Here is a 25305-nt window from a genome sequence, read left to right as displayed (position 1 = left end):
GACCACGTTTGTCAAAGATTCGACAAATTCATGCCAGTCACCCGCGGAAGGCTTCTTGAGCCTTTTGCGGGTGTCTTTTTTAGCGGTTTTGTTCGAGGTATTCCTTGAGGGCGCCGACGATCCGCTCCGATGCATGGCCGTCCCCGTAAGGATTCGATGCATGCGCCATGCGGTCGTAGGCTTCCCTGTCACTGAGCAGTTCATCCGCCAGCCCGAAAATCGTTTCCTCGTCCGTGCCCGCAAGCTTCAGCGTTCCCGCCTCGATCCCTTCCGGGCGCTCCGTCGTATCCCGGAGGACCAGCACCGGCTTGCCGAGCGACGGGGCTTCTTCCTGGATGCCGCCGGAATCGGTCAGGATAAGGTGGGACCGTGCCGCGAAATTGTGGAAGTCGACCACTTCGAGCGGTTCGATCAGGCGGACGCGCGGATGGCCTGCCAGGATTTCATCGGCCACTTCCCTCACCGCCGGGTTCAGGTGGACCGGATAGATGACCCGGGTGTCTTCATGCTTGTCGAGCAGACGCCGGATCGCCCGGAACATGTGGCGCATCGGCTCGCCGAGATTTTCCCTGCGGTGCGCCGTCATAAGGATCAGGCGGCCTTCTGATGCCCAATCGAGGAGCGGATGCTCGTAATCGTCCCGCACCGTCGTCTGCAGCGCATCAATCGCCGTGTTCCCCGTGATGACGATGCGGTCTTCCGGCTTTCCTTCCGCGACCAGGTTACCTGCGGACTTCTCGGTCGGTGCAAAATGAAGGTCTGCAAGGACGCCCGTCAGCTGACGGTTCATCTCTTCCGGATACGGGGAGTACTTGTCCCAGGTCCGGAGGCCTGCCTCCACATGTCCGACCGCGACGTGGTTGTAGAATGCGGCCAGCCCTGCGATAAATGTCGTTGACGTATCCCCGTGGACGAGAACGATATCGGGCTCCGCTTCTTTCATGACACGGTCAAGGCCCTCAAGGCCGCGTGCCGCGACATCGGTAAGCGTCTGGCGCGCCTTCATGATGTTCAGATCATGGTCAGGCGTGATGTCGAAGGCCTCCAGGACCTGGTCCAGCATTTCACGGTGCTGGGCGGTAACGGTGACGATCGATTCAATTGTGTCGGGATGCTTTTCCAGTTCAAGGACGAGCGGCGCCATCTTGATGGCCTCCGGGCGCGTCCCGAAGATCGTCATCACTTTCCACCGTTTTGTCAATTCAGTCACACTCCTTACTTCGTTCCGAACAGCCGGTCCCCGGCATCTCCGAGCCCCGGTACGATATAGCCATGTTCGTTCAGCTTTTCATCGAGCGCAGCGATATAGATGTCCACATCCGGATGGGCGTCGGCCAGAACCTCGACCCCTTCCGGCGCCGCAATGAGGCACATGAACTTGATGTTCGTCGCGCCGCGGGACTTCAGGGAGTCGATGGCGGCAACGGCCGATCCGCCCGTCGCAAGCATCGGGTCGACGACGATGAACTCGCGCTCGCCGACATCGGACGGCAGCTTGGCATAGTACTCAACCGGCTTGAGCGTGTTCGGATCACGGTACAGGCCGATGTGGCCCACTTTTGCGGTCGGGATGAGTTCAAGGATCCCTTCCACCATCCCGAGTCCCGCACGGAGGATCGGGACGATTCCAATCTTTTTGCCGGCAAGGACATAGGATTCCGCCTTCATGACCGGTGTATCGACTTCGGTCTTCCGGAGCGGCATGTCCCTTGTGATTTCGTAGGCCATCAATGTGGCGACCTCATCGACCAGCTCCCGGAACTCCTTTGTTCCCGTTTTGACGTCCCGGATGAACGTCAGCTTATGCTGGATGAGCGGGTGGTCGAACACATGCACTTTTCCCATCGTTTCACTCTCCTGTTCAGTGCCGGCTGGGCCGGCCTGTTTGTCCGGCCGGGCAAATGCCCGGCAATCTTATTCAACCTCGTTCATTATAACAGTCGCATTGGCTCATGGACAGTGCAGAAGGAAACAGGCGCCAGGGCCGGCAGCATCTTCGCAGTGAGAGTACGGCGGGCAATATTCCGCACGTGAACTTCCTGGATTCATGAGCAAACCCGGAACGGCTACATCAGGCCTCCCCTCTATAAAAAAAGAGCAATTCCCCGCTCTTGGGGAATCGCTCTTTGCTGATCAGCGCTCTGCTGCAGCGGCTTCTTCTTTTGTTTCGTAAAGCGGGAATCTCGAGGTGAGGGCAGCGACGCGCTCTTTCGCTTCCTGCTTCACCGATTCGTCTTCGTGGTTTTTCAGGAGCTTGGCCATGATGGCGCCGATTTCCTTCATTTCCTCTTCCTTGAAGCCGCGGGATGTGACGGCCGGCGTGCCGATGCGGATGCCGGAAGTGACAAACGGCTTTTCGGTATCGAACGGAATCGTGTTTTTGTTGACGGTGATGCCGACTTCGTCAAGCACATGCTCGGCAACCTTGCCCGTGATGCCCACGGAGCGGAGGTTGAGGAGGAGCAGGTGGTTGTCGGTGCCGCCCGACACGAGGTCGATGCCTTCCGCTTTCAGGGATTCGCCGAGCGCCTTTGCGTTCTTGACGACCTGTCCGATGTATTCCTTGAACTCCGGCTTGAGTGCTTCGCCGAATGCGACCGCCTTTGCGGAGATGACATGCATGAGCGGGCCGCCCTGCAGTCCGGGGAAGATGGACTTGTCGATCTTCTTCGCGAACTCTTCGGTTGTCAGGATGATGCCGCCACGCGGTCCGCGGAGCGTCTTGTGTGTTGTGGACGTCACGAAGTGTGCGTGCGGAACCGGGTTCGGATGGAGGCCCGCAGCGACAAGGCCTGCGATGTGAGCCATGTCGACCATGAAGTAGGCACCGACTTCATCGGCGATTTCACGGAACTTCTTGAAGTCGATTTCACGAGGGTACGCACTTGCGCCCGCCACGATCAGCTTCGGCTTGTGCTCGAGGGCTTTTTGGCGGACGTCTTCGTAGTCGATCGTTTCGTCGCCTTCGCTGACGCCGTACTCGACGAAGTTGTATTGGACACCGGAGAAGTTGACCGGGCTGCCGTGGGTAAGGTGGCCGCCGTGGCTCAGGTTCATCCCGAGAACTGTGTCCCCATGCTCGAGCACCGTGAAGTAGACAGCCATGTTCGCCTGGGCGCCGGAGTGCGGCTGGACGTTCGCATGCTCTGCACCGAAGATTTCCTTCAGGCGGTCACGTGCGATGTTTTCCACGACGTCGACGTGTTCGCAGCCGCCGTAGTAGCGCTTGCCCGGATAGCCTTCCGCATATTTGTTGGTCAGGACGGAACCTTGGGCTTCCATGACCGCTTCGGATACAAAGTTCTCGGAGGCGATCAGTTCAATATTGTCCTGCTGGCGCTTTTTCTCCGCCATGATCGCGTCATATACTGCCTGGTCCTGGGACTTCACGTGTTCGAGTTTCATTCTTCATTCCCCTTCCATTTCATCTGTTTGTGATGATTCAAGATCGAAATCATCCATTTCTGCCTCTTCCTGTTCTTGCACATATACGGCGCGGGCGCCGCCGATCAGTTTCGGCCTCGTCGTGGCGGCCGTGACGACCGCGTCCCCGACCTTCTCCACTGTTGTCCGGAGCGGCACTGCGACCGGACGCAGCTGCATCCCGATCAGCGTCTGGCCGATATCGATGCCCGCGTGCGCACGGACGCCTTCCACGACGACAGGGTCGTCCATCTGGCGGTAGGCATGGGCGGCCATCGAGCCGCCCGCCTTCTGAACCGGAATGACCGAAACTTCTTCCAGCCCATACTTCTCGGCCGCTTCGCGCTCGAGCGTCACAGCACGGTTGATGTGCTCGCAGCCCTGGAACGCCAGCCAGAGGCCGTTCCGGTCAGCAAACTCACGGAGCGGGCCGTAGAGGATGGATGCGATATCCATCGCACCGGCTGTGCCGATCCGGCTGCCCGCCACTTCGGACGTGGAACAGCCGACGACAAACATCCGGCCCGGGCGGAATTCCGCCTGCTCCTCCAGCTGGCCCAAGATCTCCTCCAGCTGCAGCTTCCATAATTGACGCGCATCCAAGAAGACCAACTCCCTTCAGACCGAAATTACTGCTCCAGCTCTTTCAGCTTTTCGATGCGGCGTTCATGACGTCCGCCTTCGAACTCGCCTTCCAGCCAGGTGCGGGCAATTTCCCTTGCCAGCCCCGGACCGACAACACGCTCGCCCATCGCAAGCACATTGGAATCATTGTGGCCGCGGGTCGCCTTCGCGCTGAACACATCATGGCAGAGCGCACAGCGGATGCCCTTGACCTTGTTTGCCGCAATCGACATGCCGATGCCTGTCCCGCAGATCACGATGCCGCGGTCAAATTCACCGTCCGCCACGCGCTGCGCGACTGGCTTTGCATAATCGGGATAGTCAACGGACCCGTCATCTTTCGGTCCGAAATCTTCATATTCAATGCCCATCTCGTCCATCAGATCGATGATCTCGGCACGCAACCGGTTGCCGCCGTGATCGGAAGAAATCGCTACTTTCATCCGCTTCCCTCGTTTCCGATATATTTCAACACCATCATATCATTATTTGACAAATAAAAATACAGCCCATTTCGATGGACTGTATCACATATTGCGTCTCAGCGAGTCGGCCAGAATCGCGATCGCCTTTTGAAGTTCTCCGAATGTCTGCCAGTAGTCTTCCCTGCTACCTCCGAACGGATCCGCAATATCCCTGTCTCCGATGCCCGTGTAGGCATTGAGGGTGAATGTCTTGCCATTCGCTTCACGGATCGCCCGCTCAAGCATGCGCTTGTGGGCATCTGTCATCGTGAGGATGAGGTCCGCCCACTCGACAGCTTCACTGTCGGCCGGAGAGGAAAGTCCGGGTTCTTCGAAGCCCGCCTCCCGGATCAGCTCCGCCGAATGGCCGGAAACCGGTGAACCCGGGTAGGCAGAGATGCCGGCGGACCGGACGGAGACACCCGGAATCTGCTCGGCTTTTAGAATGGCTTCAGCCATCGGGCTCCTGCAGGTGTTGCCCGTACATACAAAAAGTATATTCAATCCCATCACCGCCCTTGCCGTCCGTCCATCCCCCGCTCAGCTTATCAGGGGAACAATCCCCATGAAGGCAAGACCGATCCCGCCCGCGACCCGGAGTTTCCGTCCTCCGAGAAGGGCAACTGACCCGCGGACATAAAGCGTTGCACAGGACAGGACGAATGCACTGATTCCCGCGCTGAGGATGAACCGGACCATATCTAATTGAAGCATACCAAACGACACGCTGACCGAAAAGGAATCGATACTGAGCAGTGCCGCGAGCAGATGGGGCGGCATCTTCACATCCGCCCCTTCCTCACTCAGCATCATGTGGATCCCGAGAAGGATCAGCATCAGTGCCGACAGGTAGACTCCGAGGCCTGCCATGAGTTCCGCTGCCGCTCCGCCCGCCACGAATCCCGCGACCGGGAAGGCCATATGGAGCAGCCCTGTCCAGACAGCAAGCAGCAAACGCTTGCGCCGGAGCGGCAGGACCGCATAGACTGCCGCCACGTCCAACGCTGTCAAAAGACCCGCAACCGGTTCCTGCCACATCCGTTTGTTCCCCCCGTTCCGACTCTGTCCAGCTTATGCGGAACAAAAGGGGTGTATGTACAGGCTCAGACGCGGAACATGCGCCCGGCGGCCGCCTTGTTCAGACGGTTCATGACCGCACCGCCGATCCCGGCATCATCGACTGTCGCTGCCAGGACGATGTCGGCATCCGTCCCGTCGCAGGCGCGGAGCGATGCGTACAGCTCGCCCGAGACGGAAGCCGGGTCATTTTGCCGCCCTGTCGGAAAATACCAGTCCGCCCCCGTTTCCCCGAAGCCTTCCGGGGCAACAAGGGCGATCCTCCTGCCCTCCTCCTTCAGCCGGCGGACGGCGTTCCGGATCTGATTCCGGTCCGGCTCGATCAGCCAGACCGGAGCATCCGGAGAATAATGGGTGTACTTCATGCCCGGTGCACGGGGCGCCTCTTCTCCGGCATCGGCTGCTTCCGCCGACTGGCTGACCTCACCGATGACCGGCCTGAGCATGTCCGCCGTAACGGCACCCGGGCGCAGGATCGCAGGCGGCTCGGACGTGAGATCAAGGACAGTCGACTCAATGCCGATGCCTGTCGGGCCGCCGTCCAGTATGTAGGGGATTTTGCCGCCCATATCGGCGGCGACATGTTCCGCGCGGGTCGGGCTCGGCTTGCCGCTCGTGTTCGCGCTGGGTGCGGCGACCGGCAAACCTGACGTTTTAAGAAGCCCGAGAGCTGCAGGATGTGAAGGCATCCTCAGGCCGACCGTATCCAGTCCCGCAGTTACGGAAGGTGCGAAAACACCTGGCTTTGCCCGGACGATGAGCGTAAGCGGCCCCGGCCAGAAAGCCTCTGCACATTTCCAGGCCGAATCGGGGACTTTCACGGCATAACGCCCGATTTCATCGGCAGTCCCGATGTGGACGATCAGCGGATTGTCTGAAGGGCGTCCCTTGGCACGGTAAATCGCTGCGACTGCCTCTTCATTCGTCGCATCCGCACCGAGGCCGTATACAGTCTCCGTCGGAAACGCGACGAGCCCTCCCTTTTTCAGGATTTCAGCGGCGTCACTGAACCGTGTTTCGTCGCTTTCTCCCTTAAGTTGTGAAATGACCGTCTCCATTCGGCATCTCTTCCTTTCCGCCGGCCTTATCCGAACAGCGACTTCAGCCATTCGACGATGAAAAAGGTGACCGGCTCTTCTTCTGTTTCCTCTTCTTCTGCGGCAACTTCGCCCGGCTCGCAAACATCCGAGAAAAGCGCGCACCACCAGTTATCGCCGCGGCCGCTTCCGACAGTCACCACAAGGGAATCCGTCCTGGCCTGCGGGATGAATCCCCCATCCACCGGTTTCGGCGGGAAGAAAGCAGCCCCGTACATGATCCGGACTGGTGCTCCGCCGGAAACCGCTTCAGCGGCGAGCTGCAGCTCCGGAATAAGTCCTTCAATACCGGACGGGTCCTTGAGCGCGGCCTGGCCGAGCACACGGCTGACCTCGGCTGCCACACCCGCCTTGACCTGCTGGGCTGCTGCCGTATTGCTGTCGGCAATTACCCTTACACGTACCGCTTCCCTCGCCTCTTCGCCCGCGGTTCCGGACAGAAGGATCAATGCGCATTGAAGCGCGGTCAGCAGGAGCATAAATTGAATGAACGGAAGGACGGCAAGGAAGATTTCCCGTCGGTTGCCCTTCCTCTTAATATTGTAATCTGTCAGCATTTCGAACGACCTCCTTGACCGCATTGTGGGCAGGAGGCATCGAATCTATTCAACCAAACTAGAATTTATCTTTCATAATCGTTCTGGGGGATCTCGCAGAATACCATCCGGTCTTTGCCGTTGATGTCCCGCACGGACTCAACGGATGCATCCGGGAAAGCGGCCCGGAACATCTCCCGGACAGCCGGTCCCTGGTCATGGCCGATCTCAACTCCGATCAGTCCGGGCACCGCCATCAGGGCCGGCAGCGAAGCGGCCAGCGTCCGGTAGTGGATGAGTCCCTTTTCCTCAGCGAACAGCGCGCCATGCGGCTCGTGTCCCGTCACCGTATCGGACATTACCGATCGGTCTTCGGGGTCGATATACGGCGGATTGGAAAGGACGATGTCCCACTTCCTGCCCGTAAGCGGCGCCGCCATATCCCCTTCAAGGAACGTCACTTCCGCGCCCAATCGGTCCGCGTTGCGCATTGCGACACGTAGTGCAGCAGGGGAAATATCCGTCGCGGTGACCTCTGTCCCCGGCAGCTCCAATTTGAACGTTACGGCGATTGCACCGCTCCCCGTGCCGATGTCGGCCATGTTGAGACCGTCTTTTCCGGCCCAGATCCGTTCGGCACGGGCCAGTGCGCCGGAAACCAGTTCTTCCGTCTCCGGCCGGGGAATGAGCACATCCGATGTTACCGTGAACAGGCGTCCATAAAACATTTCCCTTCCGGTCACGTACTGGAGAGGTGTGCCCCCGGCCATTTGTGCAATCCCGGAAAAGAACCGTTCCCGCTCCTCTTCCCCCACGTCATCGCGCAGCCGGATCAGGAGTTCCGTCCGGCTGATGCCGAGTACATCCATCAGAAGCAGCTCCGCAGCAGTTGATTCACGTCCGGCCTCCATTAGAAGCTTTTTTCCTTCAGCGAGAATCGCTGCTGCCGTGTTACTCTGCCGCATCAAGCGACTCCAGACGGGCGGCCTGCTCTTCCATGATGAGGGCATCGACCACTTCATCGAGCTTTCCGCTGATGATCTGGTCCAGCTTCTGGATCGTCAGGCCGATCCGGTGGTCAGTTACGCGATTCTGCGGGAAGTTGTAGGTCCGGATCCGTTCGGAGCGGTCCCCGGTACCGACCGCCGATTTGCGTATCGCATCGTACTCCGCCTGCGCTTCCCTGTGGAACTTGTCATAAACCCTCGCCCGCAGAACCTTCATCGCCTTTTCCTTGTTCTTGATCTGCGATTTCTCGTCCTGGCAGGAGACGACGATCCCCGTCGGCAGGTGTGTCAGGCGCACGGCGGACATGGTCGTGTTGACCGACTGTCCGCCCGGCCCGCTGGAAGCGAAAGTGTCGACACGGATGTCCTTGTCATGGATGTCGATTTCGACTTCCTCAGTCTCCGGCAGGCAGGCAACCGTCGCTGTCGACGTATGGATGCGGCCGCCGGACTCCGTCTCGGGCACGCGCTGGACGCGATGTGCCCCGTTCTCAAATTTAAGCCGGGAATAGGCACCGTTCCCGCTGATCATGAAGATGATCTCCTTGAAGCCGCCCAGGCCCGTCGGAGACGCATCGATCACTTCGGTCTTCCAGCCCTTTGACTCGGCGTAGCGGCTGTACATGCGGAACAGATCTCCGGCGAACAGTGCCGCCTCATCCCCGCCGGCAGCCCCCCGGACTTCCATGATGACGTTTTTTGAGTCGTTCGGGTCTTTTGGAAGAAGCAGCAACTTCAGCGATTCTTCCATCTGCCCAATATCGGACTCGAGTCCCGCCACCTCTTCTTTCACAAGCTCTTTCATCTCCGGATCCAGCTTGTCCTCGAGCATTTCCTTCGCATCCGTCAGCTCATCCGATGCTTTTTTGTAGGCACGGTACACCTCGACCGTCTCGGCGATCTCCGACTGCTCCTTTGAGTACTTCCTCAGCAGCCCGGTGTCACTGACGACTTCCGGGTCACTCAGCAGTTCATTCAGTTTTTCGTAGCGGTCTTCCACCGCCTGTAGGCGTTCATACATAAGGGAATTTTCCTCCCGCAATATCAGATTATCTGCAGGGGGCCCAAGCGGACCCCACGTTATTCCAGTTCATTCATCCAATCATTATAACCCAAAAAGCACCCGGCCGTCATCGGCCGGGTGTATCGGTCAGGCATCATGAATTCAGTTTTCTGCATCGCAGCGGCTTTTTACGGATACCCCGTTCGGCACTTCATGGTGGAGGCGGCATCGTGGCTCGTAAGCTTCCTCCGCCCCTACGAGGATGACCGGGTCATCGTAATGCGCCGGTTTTCCGTCGATCAGCCGCTGTGTCCGGCTGGCCGGCGATCCGCAGACCGCACAGACCGCCTGGAGCTTCGTGACAAGCTCGGCCATGGCCATCAGTTTCGGCATCGGGCCGAACGGCTCTCCGCGGAAATCCTGGTCAAGACCCGCGATAATCACGCGGTAGCCGTGGTTTGCGAGTTCTGCGACCGTGTCCACGATGCCCTCATCGAAAAATTGGGCCTCATCGATTCCGACCACGTCCACTTCGTCGTCAATATGGCGCCAGATATCGGCCGCTCTGGCGACCGGGAGCGCGACAATCTCGTTTCCGTTATGGCTGACAACGGCCGTCTCGCTGTATCGGTCATCAATGGCCGGCTTAAATACCGCTATCGATTGTTTGGCAAACCGGGCACGGCGGACGCGGCGGATCAGCTCCTCGGATTTACCCGAGAACATGCTGCCGCAGATCACTTCGGCCCAGCCTCCCTGCATTGAAACGAACATCCGGTTTTCCCCTTTCAACCTCAGGGGCAATCCCCCGATCCTGGCATTCCAGGTTCTCATCTTAACGGATTTCGAAAAGGATTTCCCGTCTTTATTTTTGTCGGTGGATGTGTTATAGCCTATCTTGGCCAAAAGACATCCGGACATGCAAAAACCCGCCCGCCGCAGACGCGGTGGACGGGTTTAATGCAGGAATTACTCCTGGCCTTCTTCTTCTTTGAGGCCATATTTTTTGTTGAAGCGGTCGATACGGCCGTCGGCTGCAGCGAACTTCTGGCGACCCGTGTAGAATGGGTGGCACTCGGAGCAGACTTCAACTTTGATGTCTTCTTTCACGGAACCAGTTTCGAAAGAGTTGCCGCAAGAGCAAGTGACTTTCGCTGTTTTGTATTCCGGATGAATGGCTGTTTTCATGAAATTCTTCTCCTCTCGCCCTGAACCATCTGGAACAGAGTTAAATTATCGTACTGCAGCCTTACACGACCATACAGGCGAGCCGTATATGCTGTCAGATAGTCACAAACTTACATTTCACAGTATAGCACCGAAACAGGCACAATGCAAATGATAAATTTGGGTCCTTTGACCAGGACGTTCCCTATGATAAAACGTCTGCCGGTGGATGTCAATCATAGAATATCCACCTCAATATGATCAGAGCAGCCCCTTGCCGCCCCGCTTTTCTTTCATTTCCCGGTTCAGCAGTTCGAAGAATTCCGCGTTGCTTTTCGTGCTGCGGAGCTTTTTCAGGAAGCGCTCGGCAAAGTCGGGGGTGTCGGAGAATGTGCGGCGGATGGCCCACAGTTTGTCCAGGCGCTCCTTCGGCAGGAGGAGTTCCTCTTTCCGGGTGCCGGAGCGGCGGATGTCCAGCGCCGGGAAGATCCTGCGTTCGGCCAGGTGCCGGTCCAGATGAAGCTCCATATTGCCCGTCCCCTTGAATTCCTCATAGATGACGTCATCCATCCGGGAACCGGTCTCCACGAGTGCCGTCGCAAGGATCGTCAGGCTGCCGCCCTCCTCGAGGTTTCGTGCGGCACCGAAGAACCGTTTTGGCCGGTGGAGTGCAGCCGGGTCGATCCCGCCGGACAGCGTCCTTCCGCTTGGCGGGATGACGAGATTGTAGGCACGGGCAAGCCGTGTGATCGAGTCCATCAGGATGATGACATCCCGCTTGTGTTCGACCAGGCGCATCGCCCGTTCGAGGACAAGCTCCGCAACACGGACATGGTGGTCGGGCAGCTCGTCGAACGTCGAGCTGACGACATCCGCATCGACGGAGCGTTCGATGTCGGTGACCTCTTCCGGGCGCTCATCGACGAGAAGGACGATCAGTTCCGCCTCCGGATGGTTTTCCGTGATGGCATTGGCAATCTCTTTAAGGAGCTGGGTTTTCCCCGCCTTCGGCTGAGCGACGATGAGGCCGCGCTGGCCGAAGCCGACCGGGGAGACGATGTCCATGATCCGGGTCGACAGCTTGTCCGGTGTCGTCTCGAGTTTGATCTGCCGTTCCGGATAAAGCGGGGTCAGCGCCGGGAAGTGGACGCGCTCCTTCGCGACTTCCGGGTCTTCGCCATTGACCGCCCCGACCTGCAGAAGGCCGTAGTAGCGCTCATTCTCTTTTGGCGGGCGGACCTTGCCGCTGACCCGGTCGCCGTTCCGCAAGTCAAAGCGGCGGATCTGGGAGGCCGAGATATAGATGTCTTCCATGCTCGGCGAATAGTTGATCGGGCGGAGGAATCCGTAGCCCTCCGTCGGGATGATTTCGAGCACGCCTTCCATGAAGAAGTAGCCTTCCTGCTCGGCGCGCGACTTCAGGATTGCAAAAATGAGTTCTTTTTTCGTCAGTTTGCTGTAGTAGGAGATGTTCAATTTACGGGCAAGGCCGTAAAGTTCCTTGAGGGTTTTTTCCTGCATGCCAGCCAGTGTGAGTTCTTCCGCCATCGGGCGGTCACCTCTTTTCGTTCAGTTGGGGGATGGCAGCCGCCCGCAGGCGTTGCGAAGTGATGAAGAAGGAGATGCCCGGCGTTTCCGCCGGGCACAGATAATCAGTATTCCATGACATAGTGCGGCTTTTTCTGAAGGCTGTGTCGGCCTTCGACAAAGCGCACCGTACCAGACTTGGCACGCATAACAAGGGAGTGTGTTGAACCGTAGGTGCCTTTGAACTGGACGCCTTTAAGAAGCTCACCATCCGTAACGCCGGTCGCAGCGAAAATGGCGTCGTCCCCTTTGACGAGGTCTTCCATCCGGAGCACTTTGTCGATTTCGATGCCCATTTTGTTGCAGCGCTCGATTTCGGCGTCATTGGACGGGACGAGGCGGCCCTGGATCTCGCCGCCGAGGCATTTCAGGCCGACTGCGGAGATGACCCCTTCCGGCGCACCGCCGGAACCGAACAGGATGTCCACACCCGTGTCGTCGAACGCCGTGTTGATCGCGCCTGCGACATCGCCGTCATTGATCAGCTTGATGCGTGCCCCTGCATCCCGGATTTCCTGGATGATCCTTGCGTGGCGGTCCCTGTGCAGAACCGTTGCGACAACGTCCTCGATATCTTTGTTTTTCGCCTTGGCGACTGCGCGGAGGTTATCGATGATCGGGGCATCGATATCGACCTGGCCGACCGCCTCCGGGCCGACTGCGATTTTTTCCATGTACATGTCCGGCGCATGGAGAAGGTTTCCGCGGTCGGCTACAGCAAGGACCGCGAGCGCATTCCAGCCGCCGGATGCTACGATGTTCGTCCCTTCAAGCGGGTCGACCGCAACATCGACCGCAGGGCCGGTGCCGGTGCCGAGTTCTTCCCCTATGTAGAGCATGGGCGCTTCGTCCATTTCGCCTTCGCCGATCACGACGACACCCTGCATCGGAATCGTATCAAAAACGGTGCGCATCGCGCTGGTCGCTGCGTCGTCCGCTTCGTTCTTGAGTCCACGCCCCATCCAGCGTGCGGAGTTGAGTGCCGCCGCCTCTGTGACACGGACAAGTTCCATCGATAAGCTGCGTTCCATCGTGCACTTCCTTTCTCCCCGCATGGCAGGGAAAGCAAAATCAGTTTTGCGGTCCGACCGGCAGGAAAACCTGCCGCCGGCCGCTGTTTATCTTTTCGGTCAGGTCAGTGATTGCCGCCATCCTTGCCGGATGCGGCACCTTCCGGCAGGCTGACTTTCCGGATGTCTGCTCCGAGGCCGCCCAGCTTGCCGATCAGGTTGGAATATCCGCGTTCGATATGGTGGATCGCCTGCACTTCCGTCTCGCCTTCCGCGATCAGTCCGGCAAGCACGAGCGCGGCGCCCGCTCTCAGGTCGGTCGCCCTTACCGATGCTCCCTGAAGCTGAAGCGGGCCCGTGATGATCGCCGAGCTTCCCTCGACACGGGCATCCGCATTCATGCGCCGCAGTTCGTCGATATGTTTGAACCGTGCCGAGTAGATGGTATCGGTCACGACAGAAGTCCCCTCCGCCTGTGTGAGGAGGACGGTCATCGGCTGCTGGAGGTCGGTCGCAAATCCCGGATAAACCAGTGTCTTTACATCAATCGCCTTGAGCGGCCGCTCCGGCTTCGGAATGACGATCCGCTCTTCTTCTTCGATGACATCCACGCCCATCTCGCGGAGCTTGGCCGTCAGGGCCTCAACGTGGAACGGAATGACGTTATCGACTGTGACACCGGCACCCATCGCCGCGGCCATGATCATGAATGTCCCTGCTTCGATCCGGTCGGGGATGATCGTGTGGGCCGTACCCGACAGAGACTCGACACCTTCGATCCGGATGATATTCGTCCCGGCTCCCTTGATGTTGGCCCCCATGTTCGAAAGCAAGGTCGCGACATCGATGATTTCCGGCTCTTTCGCCGCATTTTCAATGGTCGTCCGCCCTTCCGCCAGAACAGCGGCGAGCATGATATTGATCGTTGCACCGACGCTTGCCACGTCAAGGTAAATCTTCGCCCCCCGCAGCTTTTCGGCGCGGAGGTAGATCGAGCCGTGCTCATTCGTGACTTTTGCGCCGAGCGCCTCGAATCCCTTGATATGCTGGTCGATCGGGCGCGGGCCGAGATGGCAGCCGCCCGGAAGGCCGATCACGGCCTTGCCGAAACGGCCGAGCATCGCCCCCATCAGGTAGTAGGAGGCGCGCAGTTTCTTGACATTGCCATTCGGGAGCGGCATGGCGATCATTTCCGAAGGGTCGATCGTCATCGTCCCGTCCCGGAACGTGACCACACCGCCGATTTCCTCGAGCAGTGCTTTCAGTGTGAACACATCGGCGATTTCCGGCAGGCCTTCGATCGAGACTTCCGAGCCTGCCAGGATGGAGGCGGGAATAAGGGCGACCGCGCTGTTCTTGGCGCCGCTGACCTTTATGGTGCCTTTTAGCTCCCGGCCGCCGGTGATTTTGTAAACGTCCATTTCATTTCCCTCGTTCCGAAAAAGTTCCGTCACTCGGCAGTCCGTTTGTTCCAGTCCGCGAGAAACGCTTCAAGGCCCTTGTCCGTCAGCGGGTGGTTGAACATTTGCTTCAGCACTTTGAGCGGCGTGGTCGCGATATGCGCACCGTTCAGCGCAGCATCCGTGATGTGCTGCGGGTGGCGGATCGAAGCCGCGATGATTTCTGTTTCGATCCCGTGCTGGATGAAGATTTCGGAAATGGTTGCAATCAGGTCCATCCCGTTGTGGCCGATGTCATCCAGGCGGCCGAGGAACGGCGAAACATATGTTGCGCCGGCGCGGGCCGCGAGCAGCGCCTGATTTGCGCTGAAGATGAGGGTGACGTTCGTCTTGATGCCCTCTTTTGCGAACACGGAGCATGCCTTCAGGCCTTCCGGTGTCATCGGAAGCTTGACCGTGATGTTCGGGGCGATCGCCGCGAGTTCACGACCCTCGCGGATCATCTCTTCCGCTTCTGTCGCAATGACTTCCGCGCTGACTGATCCCGGAACCAGTTCCGCAATCTCTTTCAGGCGGTCATGGAATGGGACGTTTTCCTTGGCGACGAGCGACGGGTTCGTCGTGACGCCGGATAGGATGCCCCAAGCGTGGGCTTCCTTGATTTCGTCAAAGTTGGCTGTATCGATGAAAAATTTCATGTCTGGTTCCTCCCAAGTTTCTCTGATGAATGGAAAAGAAGGAGATGATGCCCTGCACCTCTCCCGATTCTTTCCCTGTTTTTAAGCTTTCCCGGAACTGCCGAATTCACGCATCTTGCCTTGGACAGTTTCTTTGATGGCTTCGCGTGCAGGACCGAGGTATTTGCGGGGGTCGTAGACCTCTTTGTCATTGTCCAGAATTTCACGGATGACTTTGGTCGACGCAATCTGGTTCTCGGTGTTGACGTTGATCTTCGCCGTGCCGAGTGAGATGGCGCGCTGGATGTCTTTTGTCGGGATGCCTGTGCCGCCGTGCAGGACGAGCGGGAGATCCGACTGTTTCGAGATTTCTTCCATTTCCTTGAATCCGAGGTTCGGTTCGCCTTTGTACGGGCCGTGAACCGAGCCGAGTGCAGGCGCGAGGCAGTCGATGTCCGTCTGCTTCACAAGCTCTTCACATTCTTTCGGATCCGCATAAATGACGCCATCCGCGATGACATCATCTTCCTGGCCCCCGACGACACCGAGTTCCGCTTCCACGGATGCACCGTGTTTGTGGGCGTATTCGACGACCTCAGCCGTGATCTTGATATTTTCCTCAAGCGGCTTCGAGGACGCATCGATCATGACCGATGTGAAGCCCGCATCCACCGCTTCTTTGCATTTTTCAAAGGAAGAGCCGTGGTCCAGGTGGATAGCGACCGGAACGGTCGTTCCATAGGATTCCATAAGGCCTTTCACCATCGGTACGACTGCCTTGAAGCCGCCCATGTACTTGCCGGCGCCTTCTGAAACACCCAGGATGACCGGGGATTTCTCTTCTTCCGCAGCCTGCAGGATCGCCTGGGTGAACTCCAGGTTGTTGATGTTGAACTGGCCGACCGCATAGCCTTCTTTTCTTGCTTTATTCAGCATGTCCGTCATGGAGACAAGTGCCATACTCGATTCCTCCTTCGAAAATGGGAAGTCAATCTTTCGTTTTTACACCCTCCCATCATAACAAAAACAGGCAGTGTCCGCCACTGCCCTCCAGTCAGGCCAGGATTCCGCCGATCTCGCTGCGGAGCTCATGAATATCAAACGGCTTCGTGAAATATTTTTCTGCACCAAGTGCTTTTGCCGCATCAATCTGCTCCTGCTCCCCATAGGCCGTCATCATGAACACCGGAATGTCAGGCCTCTGTGACTTGAACTCCCTGAGCACTTCAATGCCATCCATCCCCGGCATCTTCATATCGAGCAGCACGCAGTCCGGCGGCGTGTCTTTGAACCGTTCAATCGCTTCGTATCCGTTTTTTGCGACGGACGTTTTAAATCCGTCACGCTTGAACACTTCTTCCAGCAGAAGGCGGATGCCGTTCTGGTCATCAACGATTAAAATCCGTTTCATAGGACAGTCCCTGCTTTCTCAAGATTCTATATTTTCTTTCATTCGAGATAATTCTAACATTTCCTTTCTTTATCAACATACTTTTTGTGCCAGCAAAGTTTATTCTGCTGCGTCCCTTTTTTGGACGGGACGGCTCCCTCCTTTTATAATGAAGCCGGAGGGATTCTCAATGAAAATGCTGACTACACAAATGTCCGGTCTGCTCCAGCGCATCGCCGGGCGCGAAGAAGAGATGATCGGGATGACAGCCCGCCTTCTTGCCCAGGCGACAGCAGGCGAAGGCCGGGTATTCATCGCGGCATTCGGAGAGCTTGGTGCCGTAAGTGCAAATGCCATTCGCGGTCAGGAGCCGCTCAGGGGAGCCGTACGCTACCGAGGCGAAGAGATCGACAGCACGGACCGGGTATGGATTCTGGCCCGCAGCAGTTCGGATGTGGAAGCACTGAAGCTTGCACGCGAGCTGTTTGAGAGATTCATCCCGTTTGCAGCAGTGGCGGACGAGCCGGAAGATGCCGAGGGCAATGAACTCGCCGATCTGGCCACTGCCTATGTATCGCTCGGCGTGAAGCGCGGCCTGCTTCCGTCGGAGGACGGCGGTCGCACCGTCTTCCCACATGCCCTTGCTGCGCTCTTTGTCTACGAAGCCGTCAGGATGGACTATGAAGAATTGCTGGCCGAATTCAGTTGAACCCGGCGCCCTGTTATCGTACAGGGCGTTTTTTATGTATTTGCTGTTATGTAACCTATCATAAAACAAAACTGATATGATGAATACCTCTATTTGTAAACTTATGGGTATTTCTGTAGAAGTCGGACATCGGAAGACTTTTTGTATGCGGTCATTTTTCCAAATAAAAAGCCAGGCGCCCACTGTTTCAAGTGGTGCCTGGCTTGTCCTTTGTTCAGTTTTCGCCGATCGAGGCGCGGATGAATTCGCGGAAGAGCGGCTGCGGGCGGTTCGGGCGGGATACAAATTCCGGGTGGAATTGGCATGCGACGAACCACTTGTGTTCCGGCAGCTCGACGATTTCGACGAGGCGGCCGTCCGGGCTGAGGCCGGAGAAGACGAAGCCTGCTTTTTCAAATGTCTCGCGGAATTCGTTGTTGAATTCGAAGCGGTGGCGGTGACGCTCATAGACGAGGTCTTCGCCGTATGCTTCGTGCGCTTTCGTGCCCGGCTTCAGCTTGCACGGATAAATGCCGAGGCGCAGCGTTCCGCCGAGGTCCTCGAGGTCTTTCTTGTCCGGCATGATATCGATGATCGGGAACGCGGTTGACGGATCGAGTTCGGAGGAGTGAGCGCCGTCCATCTTCATGACATGCTGGGCGTACTCGACAGATGCGAGCTGCATGCCGAGGCAGATGCCGAAGAACGGCACGTTGTTCTCGCGCGCGTACTCGACTGCCGCAATCTTGCCGTCGATGCCGCGGTCCCCGAAGCCGCCCGGCACCAGTACGCCGTCGACGTCGGACAGAAGTTCCGCCGCATTTTCCCGTGTGATGTCCTCTGCATTGATCCACTTCACGTCGATTTCTGCATCAAAGGCGAACCCGGCATGGCGGAGTGCTTCGACAACCGAGATATAGGCGTCCTGAAGCTCCACGTATTTGCCGACAAGCCCGATTTTGGCGGATTTCGATAGCGACTTGACTTTCTGTACGAGTGCTACCCAATCGTCGAGTTCCGGCTTCGGCGCTTCCAGGCGGAGGTGGTCCAGGACCAGGTCGTCCATCCCCTGTGCATGAAGCCTGAGCGGAATCTCATAGAGCGTCTCGGCATCCCGGGATTCAATGACTTCTTCCGGACGGATGTCGCAGAATAGGGCGATCTTGTCCTTCATGTCCTGAGGGACCGGCTGCTCGGTACGGACGACGATGAGGTTCGGCTGGATGCCGAGGCCACGCAGTTCCTTGACACTGTGCTGTGTCGGCTTGGTCTTCATTTCCCCTGCCGCGTGGATAAACGGGATCAGCGTGCAGTGGATGTACATGACTTCATTGCGGCCGAGGTCGGACCGGAGCTGGCGGATCGCTTCCAGGTAAGGAAGCGATTCAATGTCGCCGACAGTGCCGCCGATTTCGGTGATGACGACATCCGCATTCGTTTCCTTGCCGGCGCGGAGCACGCGCTGCTTGATCTCATTCGTGATGTGCGGGATGACCTGGACGGTTGCGCCGTTGTAGTCGCCGCGGCGCTCTTTCTTCAGGACGGTGGAATAGACCTTCCCGGTTGTCACCGCGGAATACTTCGTGAGGTTGATGTCGATGAATCGTTCATAGTGGCCGAGGTCGAGGTCGGTTTCCGCTCCGTCTTCAGTGACGAACACCTCACCGTGCTGATAAGGGCTCATCGTCCCCGGGTCCACGTTAATGTACGGATCGAACTTCTGGATGGTCACTTCGAGGCCGCGGTTTTTCAGAAGGCGGCCGAGGGACGCTGCAACAATCCCTTTTCCGAGTGAAGATACGACGCCGCCGGTTACAAAGATATACTTGGTCACTTCAAAATCTCCTCCTGTCATTCCCAAAAACAAAAAAGGCCCCCCTGCAAACCGTTCTGCAGGGGAGCGCATACGCACATTTTAATCTCCTCAAACTGAGGAGCCCGAACTAAATCATAAACCGGTGATGATGATTCGTCAAGGTTAAACTTCTTCTTCGTCCTCTTCCTCGTCGTCGACTTCGTCGGCAAGGTCAATCTCGCCGTCCAGAAGATCCTCGTCTTCCTCATCATCTTCGAGTTCGTCGACGTCCTCTTCTTCCTCATCTTCGATTTCGAAGTCTTCTTCCTCATCGTCGTCGGCGAATTCATCAAAGTCCTCATCGAAGTCGACATCCTCATCGTCCTCGATGACCTCTTCATCATCGTCTTCCACGACTTTCGCCTTGGCCTTGCGTTTGCGCGGCTTGACCGACGGCGCGGTCTCTTCCTCGATCTTGTCGACCGGGTACCATTCCCGGAGCGCCCAGCGCCCGTCACCGAGCGCGAGGAACCGCCCGTCAATGTTCATATCTGTATAGAAGCGGACGAGGCGTTCCTTGGTTTCTTCCTCGGACAGGCCGATCATCCGGCCGAGCTCGGCCATAAGGGCAGGGAACTCCATCGGCTCCCGGCGCTCCTCCAGCAGGGCGAAGGCAAGGTCGATCAGGGCTTCTTCTTTTAATTGTTCCTGTGTTAGATCTTGAAGGTTCATCAGGAGCACGTCCTTTCTGCATGCGTTGGCATAATCACCATTATATACAATCCGGTTCACGCTATGCCACCGTCAACTTTTGTTTTTGAGCGTACGCCATCCGCTAAAGAACAAATAAAACAGATGCGCGGACAGCAGGATGAGCGGCACGGCTGCCAGCCCGCGGTTATACAGGACGATTGACAGGATAATCAGGATCACCATGATAGCGGCGTGATGGGACGTTTTCAACGGGAGGCCCTCCTCTGCGCTTCTTCCTACATTATACAACAGAAGAAAAAATAGATGTCCCGCAGAGGCGGAACATCGGAAATTTTTTCTTATCAGGACGTCACTTGCCGCTCACATGTTTCTTCTGTATTGCCCGCCGACTTCATAGAGGGCTGCCGTGATCTGGCCGAGGCTGGCGACCCTGACCGTATCCATGAGGGCCTCAAAGATGTTTCCTCCTGTGACGGCCGCTTTTTTCAGGCGGTCAAGGGCTTCCTGCGTACGGTCGCCGTGACGCTCCTGGAACGTTTTCAGATTGCGGATCTGTGTTTCTTTCTCTTCCTTCGTCGCACGGGCGAGCTCCATGTTGTCGATCTCTTCCTCGGACGGCGGATTCGGGTTCAGATAGGTGTTGACGCCGACAATCGGCAGTGCACCCGAATGCTTGAGGTGCTCATAGTACATCGATTCTTCCTGGATTTTGCCCCGCTGATACTGCGTTTCCATCGCTCCCAGGACGCCTCCGCGGTCATTCAGGCGGTCGAATTCTGCAAGGACGGCCTGCTCGACGAGGTCGGTCAGCTCCTCGATGATGAACGAACCCTGGAGCGGATTCTCGTTTTTCGAGAGCCCATGCTCTTTCGTGATGATCATCTGGATGGCCATCGCCCGGCGCACCGACTCCTCTGTAGGCGTCGTGATCGCCTCATCGTAGGCGTTTGTATGGAGCGAGTTGCAGTTGTCCTGCAGTGCCATGAGTGCCTGCAGCGTCGTCCGGATGTCGTTGAAGTCGATCTCCTGCGCGTGCAGGCTCCGTCCCGACGTCTGGACGTGATACTTCAGCTTCTGGCTGCGTTCGTTTGCGCCGTACTTCTCGCGCATCGCGATCGCCCAGATACGGCGCGCGACGCGGCCGATGACCGTATATTCCGGATCGAGGCCGTTCGAGAAGAAGAACGACAGGTTCGGCGCGAAGTCATCGATGTCCATGCCGCGGCTCAGGTAATATTCCACGTAGGTGAAACCGTTCGCCAGCGTAAAGGCCAGCTGAGAAATCGGATTCGCCCCCGCCTCGGCGATATGGTAGCCGGAGATGGACACCGAGTAGTAATTGCGGACCTGGTGATCGATAAAGTACTGCTGGATATCCCCCATCATGCGGAGCGCAAACTCGGTCGAGAAGATGCACGTGTTCTGGCCCTGGTCTTCCTTCAGGATGTCGGCCTGTACGGTGCCCCGGACGGTCTGGAGCGTCTTTTCGCGGACTTCCGTGAATTCTTCCACCGTCAGGGTCCGGCCCAGTTCCTCTTCCTTCTTCTTCACCTGCTGGTCGATCGCAGTGTTCATGAACATCGCCAGGATGATCGGCGCCGGGCCGTTGATTGTCATCGAGACAGACGTCGACGGAGCACACAGGTCGAAACCGTCGTACAGCTTTTTCATGTCATCGAGCGTACAGACCGATACGCCGGACTCACCGACCTTGCCGTAAATGTCCGGACGGTATGCCGGGTCTTCGCCGTATAGCGTGACCGAGTCGAATGCCGTGGACAGGCGCTTCGCATCGTCGTCCTTCGAGAGGTAGTGGAACCGGCGGTTGGTCCGCTCCGGCGTTCCTTCGCCCGCGAACTGGCGCTTCGGGTCTTCTCCCTGGCGCTTGAACGGGAACACACCCGCCGTATACGGGAATGAGCCCGGCACGTTTTCCGCATACACCCAGCGGAGGATCTCCCCGTAGTCCTTGAACTTCGGAAGGGCGACCTTCGGGATCTTCAGGCCTGCCAGGCTTTCCGTACGGAGGATCGTGCGGATCTCCCTGTCCCGGATCTTCGTGACAAACTCTTCTCCGGAATACGCTTCCTTCAGGCTTTCCCAGTTCCCGAGGATGCGCTTTGATTCGGTGGACAGTTCATTGTCCACCCCGTCGATCAGTGACTGGAGGGACCCTTCAAGCGCTTCGTCCCCTCCCTTTTCGCGGATCATGGCGAGCGTGCCTTCCAGCTGGAAAAGCCGCCGGCCGAGCTCGGCCTGCTGTTCCGCGCGCTTGTGGTAGTCGCGGATCGTATCGGTAATTTCACGCAGGTAGTAGCGGCGGTCATTCGGGATGATGACGTTCTGCTTCTGCGTCTTGACGGAATGTTTATAGGACGTTTCCCAGCCGAGGCTGAATTTGTCGTTCAGGACATCGACGATCGCCGCGAACAATGAGTTCGTGCCTTTGTCGTTGAACTGGCTCGCAATCGTGCCGTAAACCGGCATCTCGTCAAGCTGACGGTCCCACAGCTGTCGGCTGCGCTGGTACTGCTTCTGGACCTGGCGAAGGGCATCCTCCGAGCCTTTGCGCTCGAACTTGTTGATCGCGATCAGATCCGCGAAGTCGATCATATCGATTTTCTCGAGCTGCGTCGGCGCGCCGAACTCGCTCGTCATCACGTACATCGACGCGTCCGCGATTTCCGCGACCTCGGCATCGCCCTGCCCGATTCCGCTCGTTTCGACGATGATCAGATCAAAGCCTGCCGCACGGACCACATCCAGCACATCGCGGATGGCACCCGACAGTTCGGAGCGGGATCCCCGTGTCGCCAGGCTCCGCATGTAGACCCGGTCGCTGAAGATCGCGTTCATGCGGATCCGGTCGCCGAGGAGCGCGCCGCCTGTTTTCTGCTTGGTCGGGTCGATTGACAGGATGGCGACCTTCTTGTCCGGCAACTCATGGAGGAACCGGCGGATCAGCTCATCGGTGAGGGAGCTTTTCCCTGCACCGCCCGTACCAGTGATGCCGAAGACCGGCGTGTTCTTTGACTTCTGCCGGATTGCTTCCAGCATCTTCTGTGCCTCTTCAGTCTGGTTCAGATGGGCGTCTTCAGCCAGTGTGATCAGTCCGGACAGGAGCGGCACATTGTCCGTGGTCAGCTCTTCCGGCTGGCCGAGGTCCTTTTTCTCGGATGTCCTGAAATCGCATTGCTTCAGCATTTCGTTGATCATGCCCTGGAGGCCGAGCCGGCGACCGTCTTCCGGCGAAAAGATGCCCGAGATTCCGTAGTCGTGGAGTTCCTTGATCTCCCTCGGGATGATGACGCCTCCCCCGCCGCCGTAGATGCGGATATGCGGCGCGCCTTTTTCCTTCAGGAGATCATGCATGTACTTGAAATATTCGACGTGGCCGCCCTGGTAGGAAGAGATCGCGATGCCCTGCACGTCTTCCTGGATGGCCGCATTGACGACTTCCTCGACCGAGCGGTTATGGCCGAGATGGATCACTTCCGCCCCGCTCGACTGCAGGATGCGGCGCATGATGTTGATCGAGGCATCGTGGCCGTCGAACAGGCTGGATGCCGTCACGAACCGGACATGGTTGACCGGCTTGTAGACTTCGACTGGTGCCGTTGTCATGTTGCTTCCCCCTCCCGCTGAAGGCCGGCCACCCCGTGGAGCAGCTGGTCCGTCAGCATTTCGATGAATTCCCCTAATGTGAACTGTTTGCGGAGCGCCCAGCGGCGGAACGCCCACATCTGCCCCTGGACGATGATATGGTGAGCGCCGAGCCGGGCTTCCTTCTCGGTAAGCCTGATCTCGCCCGCTTCGGAGCAGCCGGCCAGCATCCGTTCGAACAGGCCGGCCATTTCAAGCTCCTTTTCCAGAACATAGCTGAGCGCTGTTTTCGGCAGTGACTTCGTCTCCTGGTACATGACAGTGAATTCGTCATCCATGTCATTGATCGTTTCGATATAGAGCCGGATGGCGTCCTTCAGGCCGTCGACCGTGCCCTGCTTTTCGGCAAGCTGGGACAGTCGGTCATTGACTTCCTCATAGATGCGGTCGCACACCAGATACAGGACGTCTTCCTTTGTCCGGATATATTCATAGAGCGTGCCGATGCTGAAGCCCGCTTCCTTTGCGATTTCCCGCGTGGTCGTGCGGTGGAACCCCTTCTCCCTGAACAGCTTCACCGCTCCGCGGATCATCTGGTCGCGGCGCTTCTCGATCAGTGACTCGTCTTTTACCGACGACTTGACCTCATGGCGCACCGACGTTTTCTTGCCGGTCATTTCGTCAGCATGCGGGAGATGACGAGGCGCTGGATCTCTTGCGTGCCCTCATAGATCTGCGTGATTTTCGCGTCACGCATGAATCGCTCGACCGGATAGTCCTTCGTGTAGCCGTATCCGCCGTACACCTGGACCGCTTCCGTCGTCACCTTCATCGCGGTGTCGCCCGCCATGAGTTTTGCCATTGCGGACTCTTTGCCGTACGGGTGGCCGTTCGACTCGAGCCAGGCCGCCTGATAAGTGAGAAGACGGGACGCCTCAATCGAAGTCGCCATGTCGGCAAGCTTAAATCCGATGCCCTGGTTTGCCGCGATCGGCTTGCCGAACTGCTCGCGCTCCTTCGCGTAGGCAACCGAGTGGTCAAGCGCACCCTGCGCGATGCCGACTGCCTGTGCCGCGATGCCGTTCCGGCCGCCGTCCAGCGTCTTCATCGCGATGATGAAGCCCTGGCCCTCTTCGCCCAGGAGGTTTTCGGCAGGGACCTTGCAGTTGTCGAAGATGACTTCCGTTGTCGGGGACGAACGGATGCCGAGCTTTTTCTCCTTTTTGCCGACGGAGAAGCCTTCAAAGTCCTTTTCTACGATGAACGCGCTCGTGCCCTTGTGCTTCGAGGAAGGATCAGTGACCGCGAACACGATATACGTGTCCGCAATGCCGCCGTTTGTGATGAACATCTTCGAGCCGTTCAGGATGTAGTGGTCGCCGTCTTTTTTCGCGGTCGTCTTCATGCCGCCCGCGTCAGACCCGGAGCCCGCCTCCGTCAGGCAGTAGGCACCGATCTTCGAGCCTTCCGCCATCGGGCGGAGGTATTTCTGCTTCTGCTCTTCCGAGCCGTATTTATAGACCGGCCAGCCGGCAAGCGACGTATGCGCGGACAGGACGACGCCCGCCGACGCATCCACGCGGGAAAGCTCCTCGACCGCGATCACATACGCGAGGAAGTCGGAGCCGATGCCGCCGTACTCTTCCGGCCATGGAATGCCCGTCAGGCCGAGTTCGGCCATCTTATGGAAAAGCTCGACGTCGAAGCGCTCTTCCTCGTCACGCTCTGCAGCGGTCGGTGCGATATCCTTCTCTGCAAAGTCGCGTACCATTTTCCGGATCATTTCATGTTCTTCGGACAGTTTAAAGTTCATTTTCGTCTTCCACCTTTCGGTCAATCGGCCGGGCCGTTGTTTGTATAGTGTGCGCCCTGGAGGTCCGGGTGCGCGTTCGTGTACTTTTGTCCATTTCCGGGGCGGCCGCTTCATGATCTTTCGCCGGCGCTTGCTGATCATTCGACGCCCCTTATTGATCTTTCGCGGACGCTTAATGATCTTTCGGCCGCTCTTATTGATCTTTCATCCCGCCCCGGCCCAGTAAGTAA

The 25305-nt window shown here is 57.9% G+C and carries 26 protein-coding genes; 1 reads left to right on the top strand and 25 read right to left on the bottom strand.

The features are described from left to right. Positions 1 to 79: 79 nt before the first annotated feature. The 19 genes from wecB to C772_RS00970 all read right to left on the bottom strand — a co-directional run bounded on the left by wecB (position 80) and on the right by C772_RS00970 (position 16483). Positions 80 to 1201, bottom strand: coding sequence for a non-hydrolyzing UDP-N-acetylglucosamine 2-epimerase (wecB, locus tag C772_RS01060; protein WP_008296651.1), 1122 nt, complete (start codon positions 1199 to 1201; stop codon positions 80 to 82). A 14-nt stretch (positions 1202 to 1215) separates the two neighbouring features. Continuing rightward, a complete protein-coding gene (gene upp / locus C772_RS01055) occupies positions 1216 to 1845 on the bottom strand; it encodes a uracil phosphoribosyltransferase (RefSeq protein ID WP_008296650.1) in 630 nt (209 codons plus the stop codon). A gap of 288 nt (positions 1846 to 2133) precedes the next feature. Beyond that, entirely contained in the window at positions 2134 to 3405 is a 1272-nt protein-coding gene (locus C772_RS01050) for a serine hydroxymethyltransferase (RefSeq protein WP_008296649.1), read from the bottom strand. A 3-nt stretch (positions 3406 to 3408) separates the two neighbouring features. Next, positions 3409 to 4026: a TIGR01440 family protein gene (locus tag C772_RS01045; RefSeq protein ID WP_008296648.1), complete on the bottom strand. Its 618-nt coding sequence runs from the start codon at positions 4024 to 4026 to the stop codon at positions 3409 to 3411. Positions 4027 to 4052: 26 nt separating this feature from the next. Further along, complete coding sequence (gene rpiB, locus C772_RS01040; protein WP_008296647.1) at positions 4053 to 4490, bottom strand: ribose 5-phosphate isomerase B; 438 nt, start codon at positions 4488 to 4490, stop codon at positions 4053 to 4055. An 84-nt stretch (positions 4491 to 4574) separates the two neighbouring features. Then, on the bottom strand, positions 4575 to 5021 hold the full coding sequence (locus tag C772_RS01035) for a low molecular weight protein arginine phosphatase (RefSeq protein WP_035000993.1): 447 nt from the start codon (positions 5019 to 5021) through the stop codon (positions 4575 to 4577). 30 nt (positions 5022 to 5051) lie between these two features. Further along, positions 5052 to 5549 carry a manganese efflux pump gene (locus C772_RS01030; RefSeq protein ID WP_008296645.1) on the bottom strand — a complete coding sequence of 166 codons (498 nt, stop codon included), beginning with the start codon at positions 5547 to 5549 and terminating at the stop codon, positions 5052 to 5054. Positions 5550 to 5614: 65 nt separating this feature from the next. Continuing rightward, complete coding sequence (locus C772_RS01025) at positions 5615 to 6646, bottom strand: L-threonylcarbamoyladenylate synthase (protein ID WP_008296644.1); 1032 nt, start codon at positions 6644 to 6646, stop codon at positions 5615 to 5617. Between the two features lie 26 nt (positions 6647 to 6672). Next, positions 6673 to 7242: a stage II sporulation protein R gene (locus tag C772_RS01020; protein WP_008296643.1), complete on the bottom strand. Its 570-nt coding sequence runs from the start codon at positions 7240 to 7242 to the stop codon at positions 6673 to 6675. A 65-nt stretch (positions 7243 to 7307) separates the two neighbouring features. Beyond that, the gene (gene prmC, locus C772_RS01015) at positions 7308 to 8186 is read right to left on the bottom strand and encodes a peptide chain release factor N(5)-glutamine methyltransferase (RefSeq protein WP_008296641.1); all 879 of its coding nucleotides are present in this window, start codon (positions 8184 to 8186) and stop codon (positions 7308 to 7310) included. Then, complete coding sequence (prfA, locus tag C772_RS01010) at positions 8173 to 9249, bottom strand: peptide chain release factor 1 (protein ID WP_008296639.1); 1077 nt, start codon at positions 9247 to 9249, stop codon at positions 8173 to 8175. The genes prmC and prfA overlap by 14 nt, the downstream gene beginning before the upstream one ends. Before the next feature lie 144 nt (positions 9250 to 9393). After that, positions 9394 to 10005 carry a thymidine kinase gene (locus tag C772_RS01005; protein ID WP_035001100.1) on the bottom strand — a complete coding sequence of 204 codons (612 nt, stop codon included), beginning with the start codon at positions 10003 to 10005 and terminating at the stop codon, positions 9394 to 9396. 195 nt (positions 10006 to 10200) lie between these two features. Further along, positions 10201 to 10419 (bottom strand): 50S ribosomal protein L31, encoded by a 219-nt coding sequence (rpmE, locus tag C772_RS01000; RefSeq protein WP_008296637.1) that lies wholly within the window; start codon positions 10417 to 10419, stop codon positions 10201 to 10203. Between the two features lie 240 nt (positions 10420 to 10659). Beyond that, positions 10660 to 11946 carry a transcription termination factor Rho gene (gene rho, locus C772_RS00995; RefSeq protein ID WP_008296636.1) on the bottom strand — a complete coding sequence of 429 codons (1287 nt, stop codon included), beginning with the start codon at positions 11944 to 11946 and terminating at the stop codon, positions 10660 to 10662. Between the two features lie 104 nt (positions 11947 to 12050). Then, positions 12051 to 13016, bottom strand: a complete 966-nt coding sequence (gene glpX, locus C772_RS00990) for a class II fructose-bisphosphatase (RefSeq protein ID WP_008296635.1) — start codon at positions 13014 to 13016, stop codon at positions 12051 to 12053. Positions 13017 to 13120: 104 nt separating this feature from the next. Continuing rightward, positions 13121 to 14416: a UDP-N-acetylglucosamine 1-carboxyvinyltransferase gene (locus C772_RS00985; RefSeq protein WP_008296634.1), complete on the bottom strand. Its 1296-nt coding sequence runs from the start codon at positions 14414 to 14416 to the stop codon at positions 13121 to 13123. 29 nt (positions 14417 to 14445) lie between these two features. After that, on the bottom strand, positions 14446 to 15093 hold the full coding sequence (gene fsa, locus C772_RS00980) for a fructose-6-phosphate aldolase (RefSeq protein ID WP_008296633.1): 648 nt from the start codon (positions 15091 to 15093) through the stop codon (positions 14446 to 14448). An 81-nt stretch (positions 15094 to 15174) separates the two neighbouring features. Next, positions 15175 to 16032 (bottom strand): class II fructose-bisphosphate aldolase, encoded by an 858-nt coding sequence (locus C772_RS00975; protein ID WP_008296631.1) that lies wholly within the window; start codon positions 16030 to 16032, stop codon positions 15175 to 15177. A gap of 94 nt (positions 16033 to 16126) precedes the next feature. Beyond that, positions 16127 to 16483, bottom strand: coding sequence for a response regulator (locus tag C772_RS00970; protein ID WP_008296629.1), 357 nt, complete (start codon positions 16481 to 16483; stop codon positions 16127 to 16129). A 169-nt stretch (positions 16484 to 16652) separates the two neighbouring features. Between C772_RS00970 and C772_RS00965 the strand changes: the two genes are divergently transcribed. After that, on the top strand, positions 16653 to 17171 hold the full coding sequence (locus C772_RS00965) for a DUF2529 family protein (protein ID WP_008296627.1): 519 nt from the start codon (positions 16653 to 16655) through the stop codon (positions 17169 to 17171). 214 nt (positions 17172 to 17385) lie between these two features. Here C772_RS00965 and C772_RS00960 read toward each other — a convergent pair whose 3' ends face one another. From C772_RS00960 to C772_RS00940, 6 genes are all read right to left on the bottom strand, one after another. Then, complete coding sequence (locus tag C772_RS00960; RefSeq protein WP_008296626.1) at positions 17386 to 18984, bottom strand: CTP synthase; 1599 nt, start codon at positions 18982 to 18984, stop codon at positions 17386 to 17388. A gap of 144 nt (positions 18985 to 19128) precedes the next feature. After that, the gene (gene rpoE / locus C772_RS00955; RefSeq protein ID WP_035001098.1) at positions 19129 to 19677 is read right to left on the bottom strand and encodes a DNA-directed RNA polymerase subunit delta; all 549 of its coding nucleotides are present in this window, start codon (positions 19675 to 19677) and stop codon (positions 19129 to 19131) included. 72 nt (positions 19678 to 19749) lie between these two features. After that, positions 19750 to 19908, bottom strand: a complete 159-nt coding sequence (locus C772_RS16600) for a hypothetical protein (RefSeq protein WP_008296624.1) — start codon at positions 19906 to 19908, stop codon at positions 19750 to 19752. A gap of 111 nt (positions 19909 to 20019) precedes the next feature. Continuing rightward, positions 20020 to 23283, bottom strand: coding sequence for a fused isobutyryl-CoA mutase/GTPase IcmF (icmF, locus tag C772_RS00950; RefSeq protein WP_008296623.1), 3264 nt, complete (start codon positions 23281 to 23283; stop codon positions 20020 to 20022). Beyond that, positions 23280 to 23939, bottom strand: coding sequence for a TetR/AcrR family transcriptional regulator (locus tag C772_RS00945; protein ID WP_008296622.1), 660 nt, complete (start codon positions 23937 to 23939; stop codon positions 23280 to 23282). Before C772_RS00945 ends, icmF begins: the two co-directional genes overlap by 4 nt. Next, the gene (locus C772_RS00940) at positions 23936 to 25075 is read right to left on the bottom strand and encodes an acyl-CoA dehydrogenase (protein ID WP_008296621.1); all 1140 of its coding nucleotides are present in this window, start codon (positions 25073 to 25075) and stop codon (positions 23936 to 23938) included. The genes C772_RS00945 and C772_RS00940 overlap by 4 nt, the downstream gene beginning before the upstream one ends. Positions 25076 to 25305: the final 230 nt, after the last annotated feature.

The organism is Bhargavaea cecembensis DSE10, from assembly GCF_000348905.1.
In the GTDB taxonomy this organism is placed as follows: Bacteria; Bacillota; Bacilli; order Bacillales_A; family Planococcaceae; genus Bhargavaea; species Bhargavaea cecembensis.
Note: the sequence above shows the minus strand (reverse complement) of the source record. Positions and strands in the feature narration are given on the sequence as shown.

Excerpts from the sequence above, each read along its gene's own strand:
- upp (WP_008296650.1), bottom strand. The coding sequence starts at position 1,845 with ATGGGAAAAGTGCATGTGTTCGACCACCCGCTCATCCAGCATAAGCTG.
- C772_RS01050 (WP_008296649.1), bottom strand. The coding sequence starts at position 3,405 with ATGAAACTCGAACACGTGAAGTCCCAGGACCAGGCAGTATATGACGCG.
- rpiB (WP_008296647.1), bottom strand. The coding sequence starts at position 4,490 with ATGAAAGTAGCGATTTCTTCCGATCACGGCGGCAACCGGTTGCGTGCC.
- C772_RS01035 (WP_035000993.1), bottom strand. The coding sequence starts at position 5,021 with ATGGGATTGAATATACTTTTTGTATGTACGGGCAACACCTGCAGGAGC.
- C772_RS01030 (WP_008296645.1), bottom strand. The coding sequence starts at position 5,549 with ATGTGGCAGGAACCGGTTGCGGGTCTTTTGACAGCGTTGGACGTGGCG.
- C772_RS01025 (WP_008296644.1), bottom strand. The coding sequence starts at position 6,646 with ATGGAGACGGTCATTTCACAACTTAAGGGAGAAAGCGACGAAACACGG.
- C772_RS01020 (WP_008296643.1), bottom strand. The coding sequence starts at position 7,242 with ATGCTGACAGATTACAATATTAAGAGGAAGGGCAACCGACGGGAAATC.
- prmC (WP_008296641.1), bottom strand. The coding sequence starts at position 8,186 with ATGCGGCAGAGTAACACGGCAGCAGCGATTCTCGCTGAAGGAAAAAAG.
- prfA (WP_008296639.1), bottom strand. The coding sequence starts at position 9,249 with ATGTATGAACGCCTACAGGCGGTGGAAGACCGCTACGAAAAACTGAAT.
- C772_RS01005 (WP_035001100.1), bottom strand. The coding sequence starts at position 10,005 with ATGTTCGTTTCAATGCAGGGAGGCTGGGCCGAAGTGATCTGCGGCAGC.
- rpmE (WP_008296637.1), bottom strand. The coding sequence starts at position 10,419 with ATGAAAACAGCCATTCATCCGGAATACAAAACAGCGAAAGTCACTTGC.
- rho (WP_008296636.1), bottom strand. The coding sequence starts at position 11,946 with ATGGCGGAAGAACTCACACTGGCTGGCATGCAGGAAAAAACCCTCAAG.
- glpX (WP_008296635.1), bottom strand. The coding sequence starts at position 13,016 with ATGGAACGCAGCTTATCGATGGAACTTGTCCGTGTCACAGAGGCGGCG.
- C772_RS00985 (WP_008296634.1), bottom strand. The coding sequence starts at position 14,416 with ATGGACGTTTACAAAATCACCGGCGGCCGGGAGCTAAAAGGCACCATA.
- fsa (WP_008296633.1), bottom strand. The coding sequence starts at position 15,093 with ATGAAATTTTTCATCGATACAGCCAACTTTGACGAAATCAAGGAAGCC.
- C772_RS00975 (WP_008296631.1), bottom strand. The coding sequence starts at position 16,032 with ATGGCACTTGTCTCCATGACGGACATGCTGAATAAAGCAAGAAAAGAA.
- C772_RS00970 (WP_008296629.1), bottom strand. The coding sequence starts at position 16,483 with ATGAAACGGATTTTAATCGTTGATGACCAGAACGGCATCCGCCTTCTG.
- C772_RS00965 (WP_008296627.1), top strand. The coding sequence starts at position 16,653 with ATGAAAATGCTGACTACACAAATGTCCGGTCTGCTCCAGCGCATCGCC.
- rpoE (WP_035001098.1), bottom strand. The coding sequence starts at position 19,677 with ATGAACCTTCAAGATCTAACACAGGAACAATTAAAAGAAGAAGCCCTG.
- icmF (WP_008296623.1), bottom strand. The coding sequence starts at position 23,283 with ATGACAACGGCACCAGTCGAAGTCTACAAGCCGGTCAACCATGTCCGG.
- C772_RS00945 (WP_008296622.1), bottom strand. The coding sequence starts at position 23,939 with ATGACCGGCAAGAAAACGTCGGTGCGCCATGAGGTCAAGTCGTCGGTA.
- C772_RS00940 (WP_008296621.1), bottom strand. The coding sequence starts at position 25,075 with ATGAACTTTAAACTGTCCGAAGAACATGAAATGATCCGGAAAATGGTA.